Consider the following 17,194-nt stretch of genomic DNA (forward strand, 5'->3'; position numbering starts at 1 on the left):
CGATCGTGGGGTGGTGGGGGCGGCTGTTCGACGCGCGGGACGCGCGCGTGCGGATGGCGCTGCTCGACCTCAGCGGGTTGGGTTACCTGCTCTTCGTGCCCCACTCCGCGTCCGTGCCCTCGCCGGCACAGTGGACCCTCGCGGTGGCCGCGTTCGCCGTGGCGGTCGTGGCGTACCGCCGGCCGGTGGTCAACCTGGTGGCGCAGACGGCGTTGCTGGCGGTCGCGATCTGCCTCGTCGACGACATCACCATCAACCAGGTCGGCGCGAGCTGGGCCCTGCTCGAGGTCACCATGCTCGCGGGTCGCGCCCGCACGATCTGGCTGGCGGCCGGGCTGCTGACCGTGGTCGACCTGACCGACTCGATCGGTGACCCGCTGCGCCAGGTCGCCTCCGGCGTCGTCGGTCTGGGCCTGGAGGTCGGCGTCCCGGTGCTGCTCGGCCTGGTCATCCGGGGCAACCGGGAGTTGGGCCGCCAGGCGTTGGAGCGGGCGCTGGCCGAGCAGCGACGCCGCGAGTCGGAGGGCCGCGCGGCGCGCGCCGACGAGCGCGCGACCATCGCCCGTGAGCTGCACGACGTCGTCGCCCACCACGTGGCGTCGATGGTGCTGCGGGTCGGTGTGGCCCGGCACGTCCTGACCGACCTCGACCCCCGGGTGGGCGAGGTGTTCGACGACGTGCACGGCACGGGCACCGCGGCCCTGTCGGAACTGCGCCGGCTGGTCGCGGTGCTGCGCGACCCCGACGGGGTACGCGGTGACGCCGCGCTGACCGCGATCGAGCCCTCGGCGCTCCCCTCGGCGCTCGGCGCCGCCGTCGACCGGGCCCGCCAGGCCGGCATCGTCGTGGAGGCCGACGTCGACGCGGCGATCGGCTCACTCGACGCGGTACGGGGCCTGGCGGTGCTGCGGCTGACCCAGGAGGCGCTGACCAACGTGGCACGCCACGCGGGGACGTCCGCGCGGGCGCGCCTGGTGGTGGCCGTCCGCGACGGGGCCGTGCACTGGGAGGTCACCGACGACGGGGGTGGCCCCGATGGTGACCGCGCGTCGACGGCGGTGCCGGCCGGCGGCGGTCACGGCGTCACCGGGATGACCGAACGCGTCGAGGTCCTCGGCGGGCGCCTGGAGGCGGGTCCGACCGGAACGGGTTGGCGTGTGCGTACCGTCCTGCCGAACACCCTGCCCGCCGATTCGCCGCCCCGGGCCCGCGCGGCCCCCGCCGGAACACCCACCCGGAGGCCGGCGTGATCCGTGTCCTGCTGGTCGACGACCAGCACCTCATCCGCGCGGGCCTGCGCATGCTGTGCGACGCGCAGACCGACATCGAGGTCGTCGGCGAGGCCGACAACGGCCGCGAGGCGGTCACCCTCGCGGCGCGGCTCGTCCCGGACGTCGTCGTGATGGACCTGCGCATGCCGGGGGTGGACGGCATCACCGCGACCGGCCGTATCCTCGCCGAACGCCCCGCCACCCGGGTGCTGGTGCTGACCACGTTCGGTGACGACGACCACCTCTACCCCGCCCTGAGCGCCGGCGCGTGCGGCTTCCTGCTCAAGGACGCGCCCCCGGCCGAGCTGCTGGACGGCATCCGGCGGGCCGCCGCGGGCGACAGCCCGTTCAGCCCGGAGGTGCTGCACCGCCTCGTGCGGCGCGCGGTGCGCGCCCGCGTCACGCCGCCCCGGCAGCTCGACGGGCTGACCGCCCGCGAGCAGGACGTGCTCACACTGGTCGCCGAGGGCCTGTCGAACACCGAGATCGCCGAGCGGCTCCACATCGGCGTGACCACCGTCAAGACCCACATCACGAGCCTCATGACCAAGACCGACAGCCCCAACCGGGTACGCCTCGCGCTGTTCGCGCGTGGCGCCTGAGACCGGCGTCCGCTACCGGCCGCAGGCGTAGCCCTGCATACCCCTCGGGTTCGCCCCGGCGGCCAGCACGCCGGTGGCCGGGTCCCGGGACACGGCGCAGAGCCGACCGAGGCTCCACGCGTCGGCGAGCCGCACCTCGTGCCCGTACGCCCGCAGGCCCGCCACCACGGCGGCGTCGAGCCGGTCCTCCACCAGCAGCACGCCGGGCTCGGACTCGCGGGGATAGAACGACGACGGCACGCCGAGGCTGTGCCAGGCGGGCGCGTCGATGGCCTGCTGGAGATGCTGACCGCCGACGAGGTGGCGCAGCAGGAAGGGGAGCTGCCACTGGTCCTGCTGGTCGCCGCCGGGCGTGCCGCACGCCAGGACGGGTTGCCCGTCCCGCAGCACCATGGTCGGGCTGAGCGTGGTCCGTGGCCGGCGGCCCGGGACGAGCGACGCGGGCAGTCCCTCCTGCAACCAGCACATCTGCAACCGGCTGCCCAGCGGGAACCCGAGTTCGGGGATCGTGGGCGAACTCTGCAGCCAGCCACCACTCGGCGTCGCGGAGATCATGTTGCCCCACCTGTCGACGACGTCCACGTGGCAGGTGTCGCCCCGGGTCACCCCGTCGGACCGTACGGTCGGCTCGCCCGTGGTGGGGTCCGGTACGTCGGCCCGGTGGGTGACGCCCGACCGGAGGTGCACCGGCAGACGCGGCTGCGCGCCACCGGGGCTCCCGGGCCGCAGCTCGCCCGACGCGCGGTCACCGATCAGGGCCGCCCGGTCCCGCGCGTACGCCGGGTCCAGCAGCGCGGTGGCGGGCACGTCGGCGCTGTCGCCGTACCACGCCTCGCGGTCGGCGAACGCGAGCGTCAGCGCCTCGGCCTGGGCGTGGATGCCGGCGGCGCTCGCCGTGTCGTACGCGCCGTCGTCGTCGAGCGCGTCGAGAATCGCCAGCGTCTGGAGCAGCACCGGACCCTGACCCCAGAACCCGGTCTTGGCCACCGTGTGGCCCTGCCAGTCGAGAGTGACCGGCGCTTCCCAGGTCGCCTTGAACGCGGCCAGGTCGTTCCCGGTGACCAGCCCGGCGTGTGCGCGTCCGCTGGAGTCGCGGAACGGACGCCGGCTGAACGCGTCGATCGCCTCGGCCACGAAGCCCGTACCCCAGGCTCGTCGGGCCGCCTCGATCTGGGCCTCCCGGTCGGGGCCGGCCGCCTCCCCCTCCTCGACGAGTCGGCGCAGGGTGCGCGCGTACCCCGGGTTGGCGAACCGCTCCCCCGCGACCGGCGGCCGGCCGCCGCGCAGCCAGAGCTGGGCGGACGTGGGCCAGTGCTCCTCGAACAGCGACCGCACGGCCGCCACCGTCGCACCGACCGCGCCCACCAGGGGATGGCCGGCGGCGGCGTAGCCGATCGCCGGTTCCAGCACCTCGGCGAGGGAGAGCGTGCCGTGGTCGCGCAGCAGCAGGAGCCACGCGTCCACCGCGCCGGGCACGGCCGCCGCGAGCGGGCCGGCGCCCGGCACGAGGTCCAGGCCGAGGGACCGGAAATGGGCGGTCGTCGCGCCGGCCGGCGCGGGACCCTGCCCGCACAGCACCGTCGGGCGCGGGTCCCGGGCGGTCGCCACGATCGCCGGCACCTCCCCGCCCGGACCGTTGAGGTGGGGTTCGACGACGTGCAGGACGAACCCGGCGGTGACCGCGGCGTCGAAGGCGTTGCCGCCGCGTTCGAGCACCCCCATCGCCGACTGGCTGGCGAGCCAGTGCGTCGACGACACCATGCCGAAGGTGCCCTGCAGGGTCGGTCGGGTGGTGAACGACATGGCAACACCTCACTGGGGCCCGGGTGGCGCTGGGAGGCCGCCGTGGGCGGCCGCCTCCCAGCGCGCAATGCTAGGGCCTGTCGATCATTCCGGGTACGACGGTCCCGGCTCGGTGCGCAGCATCCGCTTGAGCATCCGGTTCGCCGCCCGCATGTCGTCGGTGATCAGGCGGGTCCGCACCGTTCCCTTGCCGGTCAGCTTGCCGCCCACCTCGAACACCGCGCTCTCGCCCGGCAACGGCACCGCCTGGCAACCCGTGTACGTCTCGGCGGGCAGCCGACCGTCCAGCAGGTAGGCGTACACCGGGTCGTCCACGCACGGCGTGTAGTACGGGAAGACGCCGTGGCTGCCCTCGTTGTCGACGCTGATCATCGACGCGCCCGGCAGCTTCTTCGACGCCGCCAGCGCACCCTCGTACGCGGTCGCCACGTCGAGTTCGTCCTGAAGCATCAAGATCTTCGGGAAGGTCCTGCGGTCGAACTTCGGCATCCGGTTGCTGGTCGGCCAGTACGCGCAGGCCGGCGGGTTCTGCAGGTACGGGGCGACCAGCGGCGCGTCCCGGGTGAGGCGTCGACTGAACGCGTTCCAGTGCGCGATGCTGTCGTTCCACTGCCCGTCCTGGCAGCGGATCACCTCGAAGACGTAGTCGATGTCGTACGTGTACTCGTCCGTGCCCTGGGCCAGCAGGGACCGGTCACGCTGGGTCTTCAGCGCCGCCTGGGCGGCGACGCGGGACTGCTCGATGTACGCCCGGTCGCCGGCCGTGATGCCCGGCGCGGCGAGCAGCTTCGCGGTCGCGGCGCTGAGGACCTGCTCGGGCGTCCAGCCGTTCCACTCCTCGTAGTACTGGATGACCGTGTTCACCGCCGCCGCGGCCGTCGGGTAGTTCTGCGTGTCGTAGAGCGCGCCGAGGATGAACCAGCCGAACATGAACGGTCCCATGCCGACGCGGGTGCCGCCGGCGCGCTCGAACATCTCCCGGATCTTCATCGGGTCGCTGCCCCGGCCGTACAGGTCGTCGTGGCGGGCCATGTACGGCAACAACTGCTCCTGGAACGCCCGGTCCCGCGTGAACGGTTGCAGGTCCCAGGTCTCCTGAAGCGTCGGCGAGCCGACCGCCGCCACCGAGTCGAGCACCATCCGACCCGTGCGGCTGCCGAACGTCGCCGCGTACCAGGTGCCCAGCCACGTGCCGTACGAGTAGCCGAGGTAGTTGAGCTTGCGCTCGCCCAGCAGCACCCTGATGAAGTCCATGTCGTACGTGGTCTGCTCGGTGGTGATGTACTTCGTCAGCTCGGTGCTGCGGCACCCGCGCACGTTGGCCTGGGTGATCAGGTCGTTGGTGTTGTCGGTGTCGCGGTAGGTGACCGTGCACAGCAGCGGGGTGCTCTGTCCCACCCCGCGCGGGTCGAAGCCGATCACGTCGTACCGTTCGGCGAGGGCGGGCGCGGACCGCGCCACGTACGGCGCCAGCGACAGGCCGCTGCCGCCGGGGCCACCCGGGTTGACCAGCAGGACGCCCGCGCGGTCGCTGCCGGACGAGGCGGTGCGACTGATCCGGACCTGGATCGTCTTGCCGTCACGGGGGTTGTGCCAGTCACGGGGCACGGTGACCGTCGCGCAGGACAGACCGAGCTGCGCCTCGTCCTCGGGGCTGACCTCGGCCAGCCCGCACGGCTCCCAGGTGAGCTGCTGGGTGGCGAGGGACGCGGCCAGGGCGGCGGTGTCCGGCTCGGTGGCCGTGGCCGCGCTGGCCGGGGTGCCGGCCGCGCCGCTGGTCAGGGCCGCCGCGACCAGGGTCACGGCGAGCAGGGCGGCCGGCCGGCGCACGCGGCGTGGGTGGCGCGACCCGGTCGTGGGATGGGGCATCGTCCCGTCCTCTCGTACAGCGTTTGATCGAACGGCCTTCACCCTGGCCCAGGAGTGTTTCGCCGCGGCCGTCCCGCCGTGACGAAGACCCGCCATGGCGGGTTCCGGCCAGTTACAACCAGCCGCGCCGGGTGGCCTGCACGCCGAGTTGGAAGCGGCTGCGCGCGCCCAGCAACTCCTGGAGGCGGCTGACCCGCCGGTGCACCGTACGGTTGCTGACGCCCAGGTCACGGGCGATCGCCTCGTCGGTCAGGCCCGCGGTGAGCAGCGCGAGCAGCCGCTGGGTGGCCACCGTCGGCTCGGCGTCCGGTTCGGCGGTGTCGGCGGTGGCGTGGATCGGCGCGCCCAGCCGCCAGAACACCTCGAACAGCTCGGACAGCCCCTCCAACAGCCGGGAACGGTGCACCAGCACCGCGTCGGCCTCGTCGCCGCTGTCCCGGGGAAGGACGACCAGGCCACGGTCGGCGTCGGCGAGCATCATCTTCAGGGGCAGCTCCGGGAAGACACGCGCCTGCTCACCGGCGGCGACCGTGGCGCGCACGGCCGCCAGCATCACCTCGTCGTGCAACAGCTCGCCCTCGTACACGCAGCGGTAGCGCCGCCCGCGGCGCAGCGCGTCGTACTGCACCTCCTCCGGCACCCGGGTGGTATCACGCAGGTACGGCCCGCGTTCCAGACCGCGGACCTCGGCGCGGGCGCCGGCCTGCAACTGGCGGAACAGCTCGCGGACGGCGTCCTTGCCCTCGATGACCTCGACGAACGCGGCGCCGGCGCCGTGCACGGCGGTGTAGAGCCCGGAGAGCTTCTCGGCGGCGGCGCGCGCCCGGGTGGCCTCCATCTCCCGCTGCGCGGCCCAGCTCTCCAGGGCGGTACGCGGTGGCCGGACGTGCAGCACGCCGGCGGCGTCGCGGTGTACGGCGCCGCTGCTCAGCAGGCCGGCGAGCGCGCGCGTGGCCCGTGGCGACGCGGTGGTCAGGAACGTCCGGTGGGCCACCGGCCCCACCCGCAGGAGATCCTCATAGACGTCCACGGCGTCCGCCGTGAGCGGGAGCGATTCCACGTCGAGGGCGGGCGCCACGGCGGGGGGACCGATCCGCATGTTGGCGATCGTAGAACGCGTCGACGACGACGGTTCACGCAGGTCGGAGCGCATTTATCGCGATCAGTCCGGGGTCGCGCCGCCGTCCGGGCCGGGCTCCCGACGGTGGTACTCGGGTTGCAGCCGCGCGCTCGTGAACGCCGACTTCACCGCCGCCTTGAGCGCGGCGATGTCGTACGCCCCGTGGTGGCGCTGGCCGTTGATGAAGAAGGTCGGCGTGCCGGTGACGCCGCTGAGGTCGGCCGACTCGACGTCCTCGGCGATCCGGTCGACGCCCATGCGCGTGGCCATGTGCTCCCGGAACGCGTCGGTCTCCAGGCCGAGCTGCTCGGCGTAACGCAGCACGTCGGCCGGGTTGAGCGCGTCCTGGTGCGCGAGCAGCAGGTCGTGCATCTCCCAGAACGCGCCCTGTTCGCCCGCCGCCTCGGCGGCCTCGGCGGCGAGCTGCGCGTGCGGGTGCACGTCGGTGAGCGGCAGGTGCCGCCAGACGTACCGGATGTTCGCGAAGTCGGCCAGCAGTTCCCGGACCACCGGCTCGGCCTGCCCGCAGTAGGGGCACTCGAAGTCGCCGTACTCCACCACCGTCACCGGCGCGTCGAGCGACCCGCGCATGTGGTCGCGCTCCGGGTCGACCGGGAGTTTCAAATCGACGATGCCCATGACCATGCCGAGCAGCGCACGCGCGCGGCGGGTCGGCGAGAGCCGGGCGACGATCCGGAACAGCAGCCAGGTGAGGACGGACGCGCCCACCGTCGCGACGAGGATGCCGAGCTTCGCCTCGTCCAGCGCGGGGCCGTGCAGGGCGTGGTTGGCGATCAGGAGCGCGACGGTGAACCCGATACCGGAGACCGTGCCGACCCCGACGACGGCGATCCAGCCGACAGGCGGCCGGAACCGCTCGCCGCTGAGCCGGGTCACCAACCACGAGGTGACCACGATGCCGGCCGGCTTGCCGACCACGTACGCCGCCACCACGCCGAGCGTGACCGGAGACGTCACGGCCCGACCCAGCAGCTCGCCGTCGATGACGATCCCGGCGTTCGCCAGCGCGAACAGCGGCACGATCACGTAGCTCGCCCACGGGTGGTAGAGGCTCTGCAGTCGATCGTTCGGCGACAGCGCGGCGGTCAGCCCCGCCTGGGCCATCCGCGCGAGCCTGGGCGTCGGTTGCTCCCGGAAGAGGCGGAACTGGTCGCTCGCCCACTGGAGGTCCTTGCGGCCCGGGTCGTACGCGTAGGTCAGCAGCCCCATCACCAGGCCCACCACGACCGGGTCGACGCCGGACTCCGACACCGCGATCCAGGCCGCCACGCCGAGCAGCGCGTAGAACCAGCCGTGCCGTAGCCCCCACGTCCGCACGAGCACCACGACGGCGAAGATCAGGACCGCGACGAGCAGCGCGGTCGGCGAGAAGTGCGCCGGGTAGGCGATCGCCAGCACCGCGATCGCCACCAGGTCGTCGACGACCGCGACCGTCAGCAGGAAGGCCCGCAGCCGGTCCGAGAAACGCGGCCCGAAGACGGCCAGCGCCCCGAGCGCGAGGGCCGTGTCCGTGGCCATCACCGCGCCCCAGCCCACCGCCGTGGACCGCCCGGCGTTGATCGCCAGGTAGATCCCGATCGGCAGCAGCATGCCGCCGAACCCGGCCAGCATCGGCAACGTCAGCCGCCGCCGCTCGCGCAGCTCACCGATGTCGAACTCGCGGCGCAACTCCAGGCCGGCGACCAGGAAGAAGAACGTCATGAGGCCGCTGTTGACCCAGGTACGCAGGTCGTGCAAGACGGGCCAGTCGCCGAGCCGGACCGACAGGGTGGTACGCCACACCGACTCGTACGACGACGGGTGCAGGTTGGCCCAGAGCAGGGCCACCACGGCGGCGAGCAGCACCACCCGCGCGCCGCCCGTCTCGGTACGCAGGAACGCGCGCAGCGGGGTGTTGATCCGCCCCTGCCACGCCGTACGGGCGGACCACCCCCGGAGCGGATTGTTGCTCGTCACGGAGGCAATCTTCCTCGACCTGATCGTCTCCCGGCGCGGATTCGGGCACGAGGCGAACGTCTCTTCCGGCCGGCTCAGCATCGGGGCATGCACGGAACGCCACCGGTTGGTAGCGTACTGGTGATCTCGCTGGCGGTGGCGGCGGTGGTCCCCTGGGGAGGGTCAGCATGTGGGCGGACGACGCCGCGCTCGACGCGGCGGGGCGCCGGCTCGACGAGTGGGAGTCGTCACTCGCCGAACGGGCGGAACGGGCGAAGGCGCTGTCGACGCGGGTACAGGAGCTGACCGGCACCGCCCACAACCCCGATCGGACGGTCCTGGTCACCGTCGACTCGGCTGGCCTGCTGGTCGACCTGTGGCTCGACGAGCGCACCCGGCAGCAACCCGCGGCACGTAGCGCCCGGCAGATCGTCGACACCACCAGGGCCGCGCGCAGCGACCTGCTGCGGCAGGTCGCCGAGGTGACCGCGGAATCCCTCGGCGACGACGCGAGCGCCCGGGCCATCATCGACTCCTACCGCGATCGCCTGGGCCACGAGCAGGGGCCGAACGATGCCCGCCGGTGACGGCATCCAGGTCGACCCCGACGACCTGACCGCCCACGCCGCACGCCTCGATCGCTGCGCCGGCAGCCTCGACACCGCCCAACAGGCGGGCCAGCACGTCCGGTTGGGCACCGAGGCATACGGTCAGCTCTGCGCGCTGATGCCGACACTGCTCGACGGCCTCCAGCGGACCCTGGTCGACGGCGTTGGCGCCGCCGCCGCGTCGGTGCGGGACACCGCCGGAAGGCTGCGGACCACCGCCGACCGCTACCGGCACTCCGACGCCCATGCCAAGCACCTACTCGACGGGGTGCGGCAGCGACCGTGACGTCCAACCCGCTCGTCGCCGCCGCAGCGGACACCCCGCCCAGCGCCTGGGCGGGCGTGTGGATCTGCGAGGACATCGAACTCATCGCGCAGGGCGTCCGTAGCGGCAGTTGGATCGACGGCAGCCTCGGTGTCGTGAGTGCCGGCCTCGACGCCCTCGCCTTCGTCTCCGACCCGGTCGGCGCCCTCCTGCAATACGGGATCGCCTGGCTCATCGAACATGTCAAGCCGCTCAGCGAGGCGCTCGACTGGCTCGCCGGCGACCCCGCGCAGATCACCGCACACGCCCAGACCTGGCGCAACGTCGCCGTCTCACTCCGCGAGGACGCGGCCGAGCTGACCCGCGCCGTCCGCGACGACATCGCCGGCTGGGGCGGCAGCGCCGGGCCCGCCTACCGCGCCTGGGCCGCCGAACAACACCAGGCCATCACCGGCCTCGCCCAGGGCGCCGACACCATGGCCGCCATCACCGAAGGCGCCGCCGGCCTGGTGGCCGCCGTCCGGCTCCTGGTCCGCGACGCCATCGCCACCTGCGTGTCCCGCCTCATCACGTACGCGGGCGAACTCGTCATCACCGGCGGACTGGCCACACCGCTGGTCGTGGAGCAGGTCACGACGCTTGTCGCGTCGTGGGGGGCGCGGATCGCACGGTTGCTGCGCGCACTGCTGGCCAGCCTGCGACGGCTGATCCCCGAGGTACGCCGGCTCGGCGATCTCATCGACAAACCCAAGCAGGCGCTCGGACGACTCCAGAAGCAGTCGCCCGGCTCGCAGAGGCCCGACAATCCCGAGACAACCAGAATTCCAGGCGACCCCAGCCGACCTGACTTCAGTAAGGCCGAGATCGACTCACGGAAAATCACCGCCTACGTCATGAACCCGGAGCACCCGGTCGGCAAGAACAAGTATCGCGTCATCAACTCGGCCACGGGCCTGGGTCCGGACGACGCCGACGTGATCCTGCAGCAGATCCGCGAAGGCGTACTCGCCGGCAACCCTTTGCTCGGCAAGGCGGACGATTTCGGCCAGCGGTGGTCGGTGGACCTTCCTCTGACCGGGCCGGATGGCACGATCACCGTCCGCACGGCCTGGATACTGGAGAACGGGGCGTCCACGCCACGGATGGTGACCATCTCGTTCCCGCCGAAGGAAGGATGACATGGTGGAGCTGTACGACGTGGTTGAGCTTCGAGAAGCCATTCCGGGGGAAGAACTGCCCGCCGGGACAGTGGGAACGATCGTTCATATTTTCAGCGGTCCCCCGACTGCCTACGAAGTCGAGTTCGTCGATACCGATGGCCGTACCGTCGCCATGGTCACGCTCCGGGCCGACCAAATATTTCATCGAGGCGAGTAGCTGTTCGGGCGGACGGTCCCCGATGCGGATTGTCGCGCGTCGCCGGGACGATCCTACCCACCCTGGCCGCGCCCGGTCCGGATTCGAGCACTGGCTGCGTCCCACCCGTTCGGCCCGTACTACGGGGGCCGCGCCGACGGATAGCCTTACGTTCACCAACTTCGATGTCCCGGTCTCGGCTCGGCGCGGAGTACGTGCACTGTGGACGGTGGCGGAAGGAGACTCCATGCGCGGACGCAGATGGGCGACGCTGGCGGTGGCGGCGACGCTCGCACTCGGTGGGCTGGTCGGGACCGGCGCTGCCCCGGCGGCAGCCGACCCGCAGGGCGGGACACTGCGCGGCGTCTACTACGACGGGCAGTTCTGCAACAGCTACGGCAGCGAGGGTGTCCAGACCGGCCAGTGGAGCTGGTACTACTGCGAGTACCGCCAGTACGGTCCCAACGCACCCGGGTTCTACTTCCTCTGGAGCTTCACGTACTAAGGCGTCGTTCCGCCGCCGGTCCCGCCCGGCCGGCGGCGGCCTCATCGGCGCAACCGGCGGGAGCACTCGCCGTCGTGGCCGTCGCGCAGCAGGCAGCGCCGGCCGCCGGGCAGTCGCAGGTCGCAGAAGACCCGGTGGCGCAGGTACTGCTGGTCCTCCTCGGAGACGGTGGTCTCCCCCGGGTCCGCCATCGGCAGCACCAGCATCCAGCGGCCGATGACCCGAGCCAGACGTTGCGCGGCAGGCAGGTCGGCGGCGACGACGGGCAGGTGGATGACGTAGCGCTGGCTCATCGCGGCCGCCCCTGCTCCGCCTGCCGCCGATTCAGCTCGCCCGTGATCCGGGCGGTCTCGCGACGGCTCTCGGCGAGGGCCGCGTAGACGGCGGCCATGTCGACGGCGACCCGGTCGAGGAAGGCGTACACGTCGTCGGGGTCAAGACCGCGACGTCCGAACCCGGCCGGCGCGAAGCGGCGCTCACGCACCTGCCACGGCAACAAACTGGTGTACGCGCCGGAGCGATCGGCACCACCATCGCTCGCCGCCCTCGGTCGCTCGTCCTTGGCGTTCATGTCTGCCTGCCTTCCTGACGGGACCGCCGCACTGTGTTCAGCCTGCGACGTTCCGCAGTCAGAACGCAACGTTCCAGGCCATGATTTCGCCGTTATGCATTGACTTTCTTTGCGGAAACCCGTAGGAGTTGCAGGAGCAGGTCACACAGCGTTGCGCCATGGAACCAGGGAGTGTGCGGATGCCCGACGACATTGGATCGACCGTGCCGCGCCGGCAACTCGGTCGGCTGCTGCGCCAGTTCCGCAACGAGGCCGGCGTGACACTCGACGCCGCCGCCGAAGCCCTCGAATACAGCCGGCAGAAGATCTGGCGTCTCGAGTGCGGCCAGGGCTCGGTCCGGGTGCTCGACGTCAAGGCGATGTGCGAGCTGTACAGGGTGTCGCCCGAGATGACCGAGGCGATGCGCGGACTGGCCGCCGAGACGAAGTCGAAGGGCTGGTGGCACGCGTACGGCGATGCGGTACCGAACTGGTTCGAGCTGTACGTCGGCCTGGAATCCGCCGCCGCTCATCTACGCGAGTACGGCGAAACTCTCATCCCTGGACTACTCCAGACTCGCGCCTATGCGCTCGGTCTCTTTCGACCCACGAGCCGGCTGAGCATCGAGGAACGCGAACAGGCGGTGGAGGTGCGGATGATGCGTCAGAGTCTGCTCACTCGTCGGCTTCCACAGCCGCCACGCCTCGACAGCATCCTATCCGAAGCGGTGCTACGCCGTGTCGTGGGCGGCCCCACCGTGATGACCGAGCAGCTTTCTCGCCTGCTGGAAGCATCGGAGCTGTCGAACGTCTCGATTCGCGTCGCGCCGCTCGCGGCAGGGCCACATCCCGGGGCGGTCGCCGGCTCCTTTGTGCTCCTGGACTTCCCGGCCACGAAGGGCGGCCGGGCCGTTCCGGAACCGTCAGTTGTCTACAGCGAGTCGCTGACCGGGGCGCTCTACCTCGATAAGCCGGACGAGCTGCGGGCCTATGAAGACGTCTGGAAGGGACTAGATGCACTCGCACTCGATCAGGCAGACTCGAGGGACATGATCAAGCAGATCATCGGGGAGATGCGGCATGACTGACCTGACCGGCGCCGCCTGGCGTAAGAGCACCCGCAGCGGCGACAACGGCGGCAACTGCGTCGAGGTCGCCGCCAATCTCCCCGGCGTCGTCGCCGTACGCGACTCCAAGGATCAGACCGGACCGGCTCTCACCTTCCGCCCAACCGCTTGGTCCGCCTTCGTGGATGGCACCCGGACCGACACGCTGACCCGCTGAGGTCGAATGCGGACGCGCGGACGCTGATGGCCGCCGTCGTGGGCCAGAGCTGCTGAATGCCGCCATCGGCGCCGGGTTCCACGCCAATTACTTCCGCGGGGATTGCGGATCGAGGAACGGGATTAGTCGGCCGTGTCCGAGAAAGTGGGCGAATAGTTGTCCAACATGCGACCACGGCAATTCGGGCCGGATAGACGACAGCCTACTCCTTCGCCCACCGGGCTAATCTGCTCTCGTCCGTCCACATGAGGCAGCGAGCACAAGGAGCATGGCATGTTCATCGTGGCGACCCAGGATCCGAATACCCGCCGTCAATCCGAGGGAGCCGAATCGGGCGCGGCCGCATGGGGTGCTCTCCTGCCCATCGACGCCGGACTCACCCAGGCGGAGGCGGACCGGCAGTTGGCCACCTACCTGGCCGGGGTGCAGGCAGGCGAGCCACTTTGCATCCGCGCGCACGGCAACGACGAGGAGATCGGTGACGCCGAGGCAGGTGCCAAGGACTGGGGTTGGACCTACAAGAAGCTGGCCCGGATGCTGGCCACCCACCTGACCGCAACCCCGAGCGTTGTCCTGATCCGCTCGTGCGCCGAGAAGGTGACCAACTTCCCCACCCAGATGGCGGTCCGCCTGGAGTCGAACTGGCCGGGCGCGAACCACCTCGACGGAGTCGCCATCTACGGCTACAACCTGTCTGTCAACATCAGCACGCCCGTCCCCTCGCCGCAGCAGCTGACCAAGAACGTCCAGGTCCAACCGGTCGTCGTCTCATTGTGACCAGCGGCCGCACCGCCATTCGTCCCGTACGCCGCTCTCATTTAGCATTCGGGTGTCCGCGCAGCAAGCTGACGCATTCGTATGGCATTGGCACTCGTGGCTCCGTTCCCGCCTATCGGTCACCAGTCACGGGCCCAGTCCGGCGGCAGTACGACGGCGAGTTGCGGCTCGCCGCTGATCGGTTCGAGGGCGTGCACGATCCGTAGGTCGCCGTCGGCCGCAGCGTCCTCGTCGGTGACCACCCGACCACTGCTGCCGTCGGTGGTGACCAGCAGCCACCAGCCAGGGTGGATGCTTCCGTCGTCGACCAAGGCCCGTACACCGAAGGTCTTGGCGAGAGAGGCCGCCAACTCGCGCTCGCTCTGCCCGGTAGCGTCAGCGAGTTCCGTGTCCCCGGTCAGGATCCACCCGAATCCCTCATCATCGTCGGGAGGATTCAGCATGGCGACCGGCCTCGGGTCGTCGACTTCCCGATCCTCGATCCGGCCGACGTAGACGCCGTCGGGCGAGATTCGGTACTCCTCGCTGAGGAAGCGGCGAAGGGCAGCCTCAGGCAGTTCCCTCTCGAAGTAGATCTGGTAGAGCAACACTTACCCCGGTAACTCTTGTGATGGCGGAGGACATCCAGCGCCCGCTCCTGCGCGGCCTCGGTCAGGAACGGATTGCGGGCCATCGCGGCTCTTGCCTTCTCGATGCCACCGCCAGCGGCAACGTACTCCTTTAGGGCGCCGCACTCGGGGGGGCCTGCGGTCGAACTCCTCAAGGGGCGTCTGCGCGAGCAGGTCAGCGCGACAACTCCGGTGGGCTTATGGTAATAAACCGGACGCCCGGTGAGTGTCCGGGCCGTGGATTGCGCGCTGTTCAGCCGAAGGGTGGACCGATGACCGAGCACGCCTGCGGCGTCGACGACTGCTGAGATGGACTGGGCCGGATGGGCGTTGTTCGGGTTGGTCGCCACCGCGGCGCTCACCGCGGCGATGATCACCGCTCAACTTGCCGGCCTCACCCGGCTCGACCTGCCTCTGGTGCTGGGGACCTTCGTCACCGCCGATCCGGACCGGGCCCGGGTCGTCGGGTTCTTCCTGCACCTGTGCGCGGGTCAGGGTTTCGCCCTCGTGTACGCGGGCACGTTCGCTCTCTTGTACCGCGCCACCTGGTGGATCGGAGCGTTGCTCGGGATAGTCCACGTCGGGATCGCCCTGACGGTGCTGCTGCCGCTGCTTCCCGGTGTCCACCCGCGCATGGCATCGCAGCGGGCGGGACCGGCCAGCACGGCGGTGCTGGAGCCGCCCGGCCTGTTCGCCCTCAACTACGGCGTCCAGACTCCCCTGGTCACGGCGGTCGTCCACGTCGTCTACGGGGTGGCTCTCGGGATACTTCTGCAGGCCAGGTGACACGCCGCTCGTCGAGGAGCGGTCGTCGTGACCGGTGAGCCGCCGATCAGCGACTACGGGCTGCTCGGCGACACGCGTACCGCCGCCCTGGTCGCCAGTGACGGCGCGATGGACTGGCTCTGCGTACCGCGCTTCGACGGGGAGCCCCTGTTCGGCAGGCTGGTCGGAGGCCCGGACGCCGGAACGTTCCGGGTTGGCCCGGCGCGGCCGGCCACGGTCCTCGAACGGCGGTACCGACAGCACACCGCCACCCTGGAGACCACGTGGGCGGTGGGTGACGGGCGTCTCCGCCTCACCGAGACGATGGTCGCCGAGGTCACCGGCCGCCTGCTGCCCACGACCCTGATCGTGCGACGGCTGTCGGCCGAGCGGGCACCGGTCGACGCGGTGGTGGAGTTCGACCCCCGCCTGGGCGTACGGCACCGCCGGCCCCGGGTCCAGCACCGGCGGCAGACCCTGGTGTGTGAGTGGGGCGCGCTGGCGGTCGTGCTGGACAGCACGCCCGCGTTCAGGGTCGAACCGGGCCGACCCACTCCGGTCACGGTCCGGCCGGGTCGTCCGGTCACCCTCGTGCTGGCCGTGGCCTACCGCGAACCGGTGATCCACGTCGAGCCCACGGCCGCCTGGGACCTGCTCGTCGAGGACGAGGCCCGCTGGCGCGCCTGGACGGCGGAGATCGACGATCGGGTGCCCTTCCGGGAGCACGTCGTACGGAGCCTGCTCACGATGCGGCTGCTCACCTACTCCCCCTCGGGAGCGCCGGTGGCCGCGCCCACCACGTCCCTGCCCGAGGACCCCGGCGGGGAACGCAACTGGGACTACCGGTACGTCTGGCCCCGTGACGCCAGCATCGGCGTCAGCGCCTTCCTCAGCGTCGGCAAGGCCGACGAGGCCCAGGGCTTCCTCGCCTGGCTGTTGCACGCCAGCCGGCTGCAACGGCCGCGCCTGCCGGCGCTGCTCACCCTGCACGGCCGGCACGTACCACCCGAGCGGGAACTTCCCGGTTGGCCCGGCTACCTCGACAGCCGTCCCGTGCGCGTTGGCAACGCCGCGGCCAGTCAACACCAGCTCGACGGCTACGGCTGGGTGATCGACGCCGCCTGGGCGTTCGCCCAGGCCGGACACCGGCTGTACGACGAGACGTGGCGGGCGGTGCGCGGTTTCGCCGACGTGGTCGCCCGGTGTTGGCGCGAGCCCGATGCCGGCATCTGGGAGGTGCGGGAGCCCGCCCAACACGTTCATTCGAAGCTCATGGGCTGGCTGGCGCTGGACCGTGCCCTGGCCATCGCCGAGTCGCATCCCGTGGCGGACCGTCAACGTCGACGCTGGCAGCGATCCCGGGACGCCATCGCCGCCGAGGTCCGGACGCGCGGCTTCGACCCGGCGGCGGCCAGCTACGTCCGCAGCTACGGCTCCCCGGATCTCGACGCGGCTCTGCTCGTCCTGCCGCTGCTCGGCATGGACCGGACCGGGTCACCCCGGGTACGCGGCACCATCGACGCCATCCGGGACCGGCTGTCCGCCGGCGGTCCACTGCTCTACCGCTACCCGCCCGGGCGGGACGGCCTCCCCGGCGGCGAGGGCGCGTTCCTGCCCTGCTCGTTCTGGCTCGTTCAGGCCCTGGCCCGCACCGGGCGTCGCCGCGAGGCCGTCGAGCTGTTCGAGGCCATGGTCGACCACGCGAGCCCTCTCGGCCTGTACGCCGAGGAGGTGGACCCGGCGACGGGCGTCCACCTCGGTAACTACCCGCAGACGCTGACCCATGCCGCGCTCGTCCAGGCCGCGCTCGCCATCCGCGACGCCCCCGCTGGTGATCCCGGGCCTGTCTGAGGGG

At 71.4% G+C, this 17,194-nt stretch carries 19 protein-coding genes; 12 read left to right on the forward strand and 7 right to left on the reverse strand.

Annotated elements, in window-relative coordinates; translation table 11 throughout:
• The first annotated feature begins 5 nt into the window (after positions 1–5).
• Positions 6–1,250 carry a sensor histidine kinase gene (locus ACTFTM_RS18850; RefSeq protein WP_449561786.1) on the forward strand — a complete coding sequence of 415 codons (1,245 nt, stop codon included), beginning with the start codon at positions 6–8 and terminating at the stop codon, positions 1,248–1,250.
• Positions 1,247–1,873 carry a response regulator transcription factor gene (locus tag ACTFTM_RS18855; RefSeq protein ID WP_449561787.1) on the forward strand — a complete coding sequence of 209 codons (627 nt, stop codon included), beginning with the start codon at positions 1,247–1,249 and terminating at the stop codon, positions 1,871–1,873. The genes ACTFTM_RS18850 and ACTFTM_RS18855 overlap by 4 nt, the downstream gene beginning before the upstream one ends.
• A 12-nt stretch (positions 1,874–1,885) precedes the next feature.
• Here the strand turns inward: ACTFTM_RS18855 and ACTFTM_RS18860 are convergent, their stop codons facing one another.
• The 4 genes from ACTFTM_RS18860 to nhaA form a co-directional block, all read right to left on the reverse strand.
• Positions 1,886–3,676, reverse strand: coding sequence for a gamma-glutamyltransferase family protein (locus ACTFTM_RS18860; protein WP_449561788.1), 1,791 nt, complete (start codon positions 3,674–3,676; stop codon positions 1,886–1,888).
• An 84-nt stretch (positions 3,677–3,760) separates the two neighbouring features.
• Positions 3,761–5,545, reverse strand: coding sequence for an alpha/beta hydrolase (locus tag ACTFTM_RS18865; protein ID WP_449561789.1), 1,785 nt, complete (start codon positions 5,543–5,545; stop codon positions 3,761–3,763).
• A 112-nt stretch (positions 5,546–5,657) separates the two neighbouring features.
• Positions 5,658–6,644, reverse strand: a complete 987-nt coding sequence (locus ACTFTM_RS18870; RefSeq protein WP_449561790.1) for a LuxR C-terminal-related transcriptional regulator — start codon at positions 6,642–6,644, stop codon at positions 5,658–5,660.
• Between the two features lie 63 nt (positions 6,645–6,707).
• Positions 6,708–8,642, reverse strand: coding sequence for a Na+/H+ antiporter NhaA (gene nhaA, locus ACTFTM_RS18875; RefSeq protein WP_449561791.1), 1,935 nt, complete (start codon positions 8,640–8,642; stop codon positions 6,708–6,710).
• 167 nt (positions 8,643–8,809) lie between these two features.
• On the opposite strand from nhaA, the gene ACTFTM_RS18880 reads away from it, so the two are divergent.
• From ACTFTM_RS18880 to ACTFTM_RS18900, 5 genes are all read left to right on the forward strand, one after another.
• The gene (locus ACTFTM_RS18880; protein ID WP_449561792.1) at positions 8,810–9,208 is read left to right on the forward strand and encodes a YbaB/EbfC family DNA-binding protein; all 399 of its coding nucleotides are present in this window, start codon (positions 8,810–8,812) and stop codon (positions 9,206–9,208) included.
• The gene (locus ACTFTM_RS18885; protein WP_449561793.1) at positions 9,195–9,515 is read left to right on the forward strand and encodes a type VII secretion target; all 321 of its coding nucleotides are present in this window, start codon (positions 9,195–9,197) and stop codon (positions 9,513–9,515) included. The genes ACTFTM_RS18880 and ACTFTM_RS18885 overlap by 14 nt, the downstream gene beginning before the upstream one ends.
• Complete coding sequence (locus ACTFTM_RS18890) at positions 9,512–10,672, forward strand: WXG100 family type VII secretion target (RefSeq protein WP_449561794.1); 1,161 nt, start codon at positions 9,512–9,514, stop codon at positions 10,670–10,672. Before ACTFTM_RS18885 ends, ACTFTM_RS18890 begins: the two co-directional genes overlap by 4 nt.
• Position 10,673: 1 nt before the next feature.
• The gene (locus tag ACTFTM_RS18895) at positions 10,674–10,871 is read left to right on the forward strand and encodes a DUF4926 domain-containing protein (protein ID WP_449561795.1); all 198 of its coding nucleotides are present in this window, start codon (positions 10,674–10,676) and stop codon (positions 10,869–10,871) included.
• Between the two features lie 226 nt (positions 10,872–11,097).
• A complete protein-coding gene (locus ACTFTM_RS18900) occupies positions 11,098–11,355 on the forward strand; it encodes a hypothetical protein (RefSeq protein ID WP_433534054.1) in 258 nt (85 codons plus the stop codon).
• A 41-nt stretch (positions 11,356–11,396) separates the two neighbouring features.
• Here ACTFTM_RS18900 and ACTFTM_RS18905 read toward each other — a convergent pair whose 3' ends face one another.
• Positions 11,397–11,648 (reverse strand): hypothetical protein, encoded by a 252-nt coding sequence (locus ACTFTM_RS18905; protein ID WP_449561796.1) that lies wholly within the window; start codon positions 11,646–11,648, stop codon positions 11,397–11,399.
• Positions 11,645–11,926 carry a DivIVA domain-containing protein gene (locus tag ACTFTM_RS18910; protein ID WP_449561797.1) on the reverse strand — a complete coding sequence of 94 codons (282 nt, stop codon included), beginning with the start codon at positions 11,924–11,926 and terminating at the stop codon, positions 11,645–11,647. Before ACTFTM_RS18910 ends, ACTFTM_RS18905 begins: the two co-directional genes overlap by 4 nt.
• 179 nt (positions 11,927–12,105) lie before the next feature.
• Here ACTFTM_RS18910 and ACTFTM_RS18915 point away from each other — a divergent pair, with 179 nt between their 5' ends.
• The 3 genes from ACTFTM_RS18915 (at position 12,106) to ACTFTM_RS18925 (ending at position 13,966) form a co-directional block, all read left to right on the forward strand.
• On the forward strand, positions 12,106–12,993 hold the full coding sequence (locus tag ACTFTM_RS18915; protein ID WP_449561798.1) for a helix-turn-helix domain-containing protein: 888 nt from the start codon (positions 12,106–12,108) through the stop codon (positions 12,991–12,993).
• The gene (locus ACTFTM_RS18920) at positions 12,986–13,189 is read left to right on the forward strand and encodes a DUF397 domain-containing protein (protein WP_449561799.1); all 204 of its coding nucleotides are present in this window, start codon (positions 12,986–12,988) and stop codon (positions 13,187–13,189) included. Before ACTFTM_RS18915 ends, ACTFTM_RS18920 begins: the two co-directional genes overlap by 8 nt.
• Before the next feature lie 273 nt (positions 13,190–13,462).
• The gene (locus ACTFTM_RS18925; RefSeq protein ID WP_425852184.1) at positions 13,463–13,966 is read left to right on the forward strand and encodes a hypothetical protein; all 504 of its coding nucleotides are present in this window, start codon (positions 13,463–13,465) and stop codon (positions 13,964–13,966) included.
• A 119-nt stretch (positions 13,967–14,085) separates the two neighbouring features.
• Here ACTFTM_RS18925 and ACTFTM_RS18930 read toward each other — a convergent pair whose 3' ends face one another.
• Positions 14,086–14,556 (reverse strand): hypothetical protein, encoded by a 471-nt coding sequence (locus ACTFTM_RS18930; RefSeq protein WP_449561800.1) that lies wholly within the window; start codon positions 14,554–14,556, stop codon positions 14,086–14,088.
• A gap of 327 nt (positions 14,557–14,883) precedes the next feature.
• Here ACTFTM_RS18930 and ACTFTM_RS18935 point away from each other — a divergent pair, with 327 nt between their 5' ends.
• Together ACTFTM_RS18935 and ACTFTM_RS18940 are read left to right on the forward strand one after the other, a co-directional pair.
• Entirely contained in the window at positions 14,884–15,360 is a 477-nt protein-coding gene (locus tag ACTFTM_RS18935) for a hypothetical protein (RefSeq protein ID WP_449561801.1), read from the forward strand.
• A 27-nt stretch (positions 15,361–15,387) separates the two neighbouring features.
• Positions 15,388–17,190 (forward strand): glycoside hydrolase family 15 protein, encoded by a 1,803-nt coding sequence (locus tag ACTFTM_RS18940; RefSeq protein WP_449561802.1) that lies wholly within the window; start codon positions 15,388–15,390, stop codon positions 17,188–17,190.
• Positions 17,191–17,194: the final 4 nt, after the last annotated feature.

The sequence above is a fragment of the Micromonospora sp. RB23 genome, assembly GCF_053585025.1.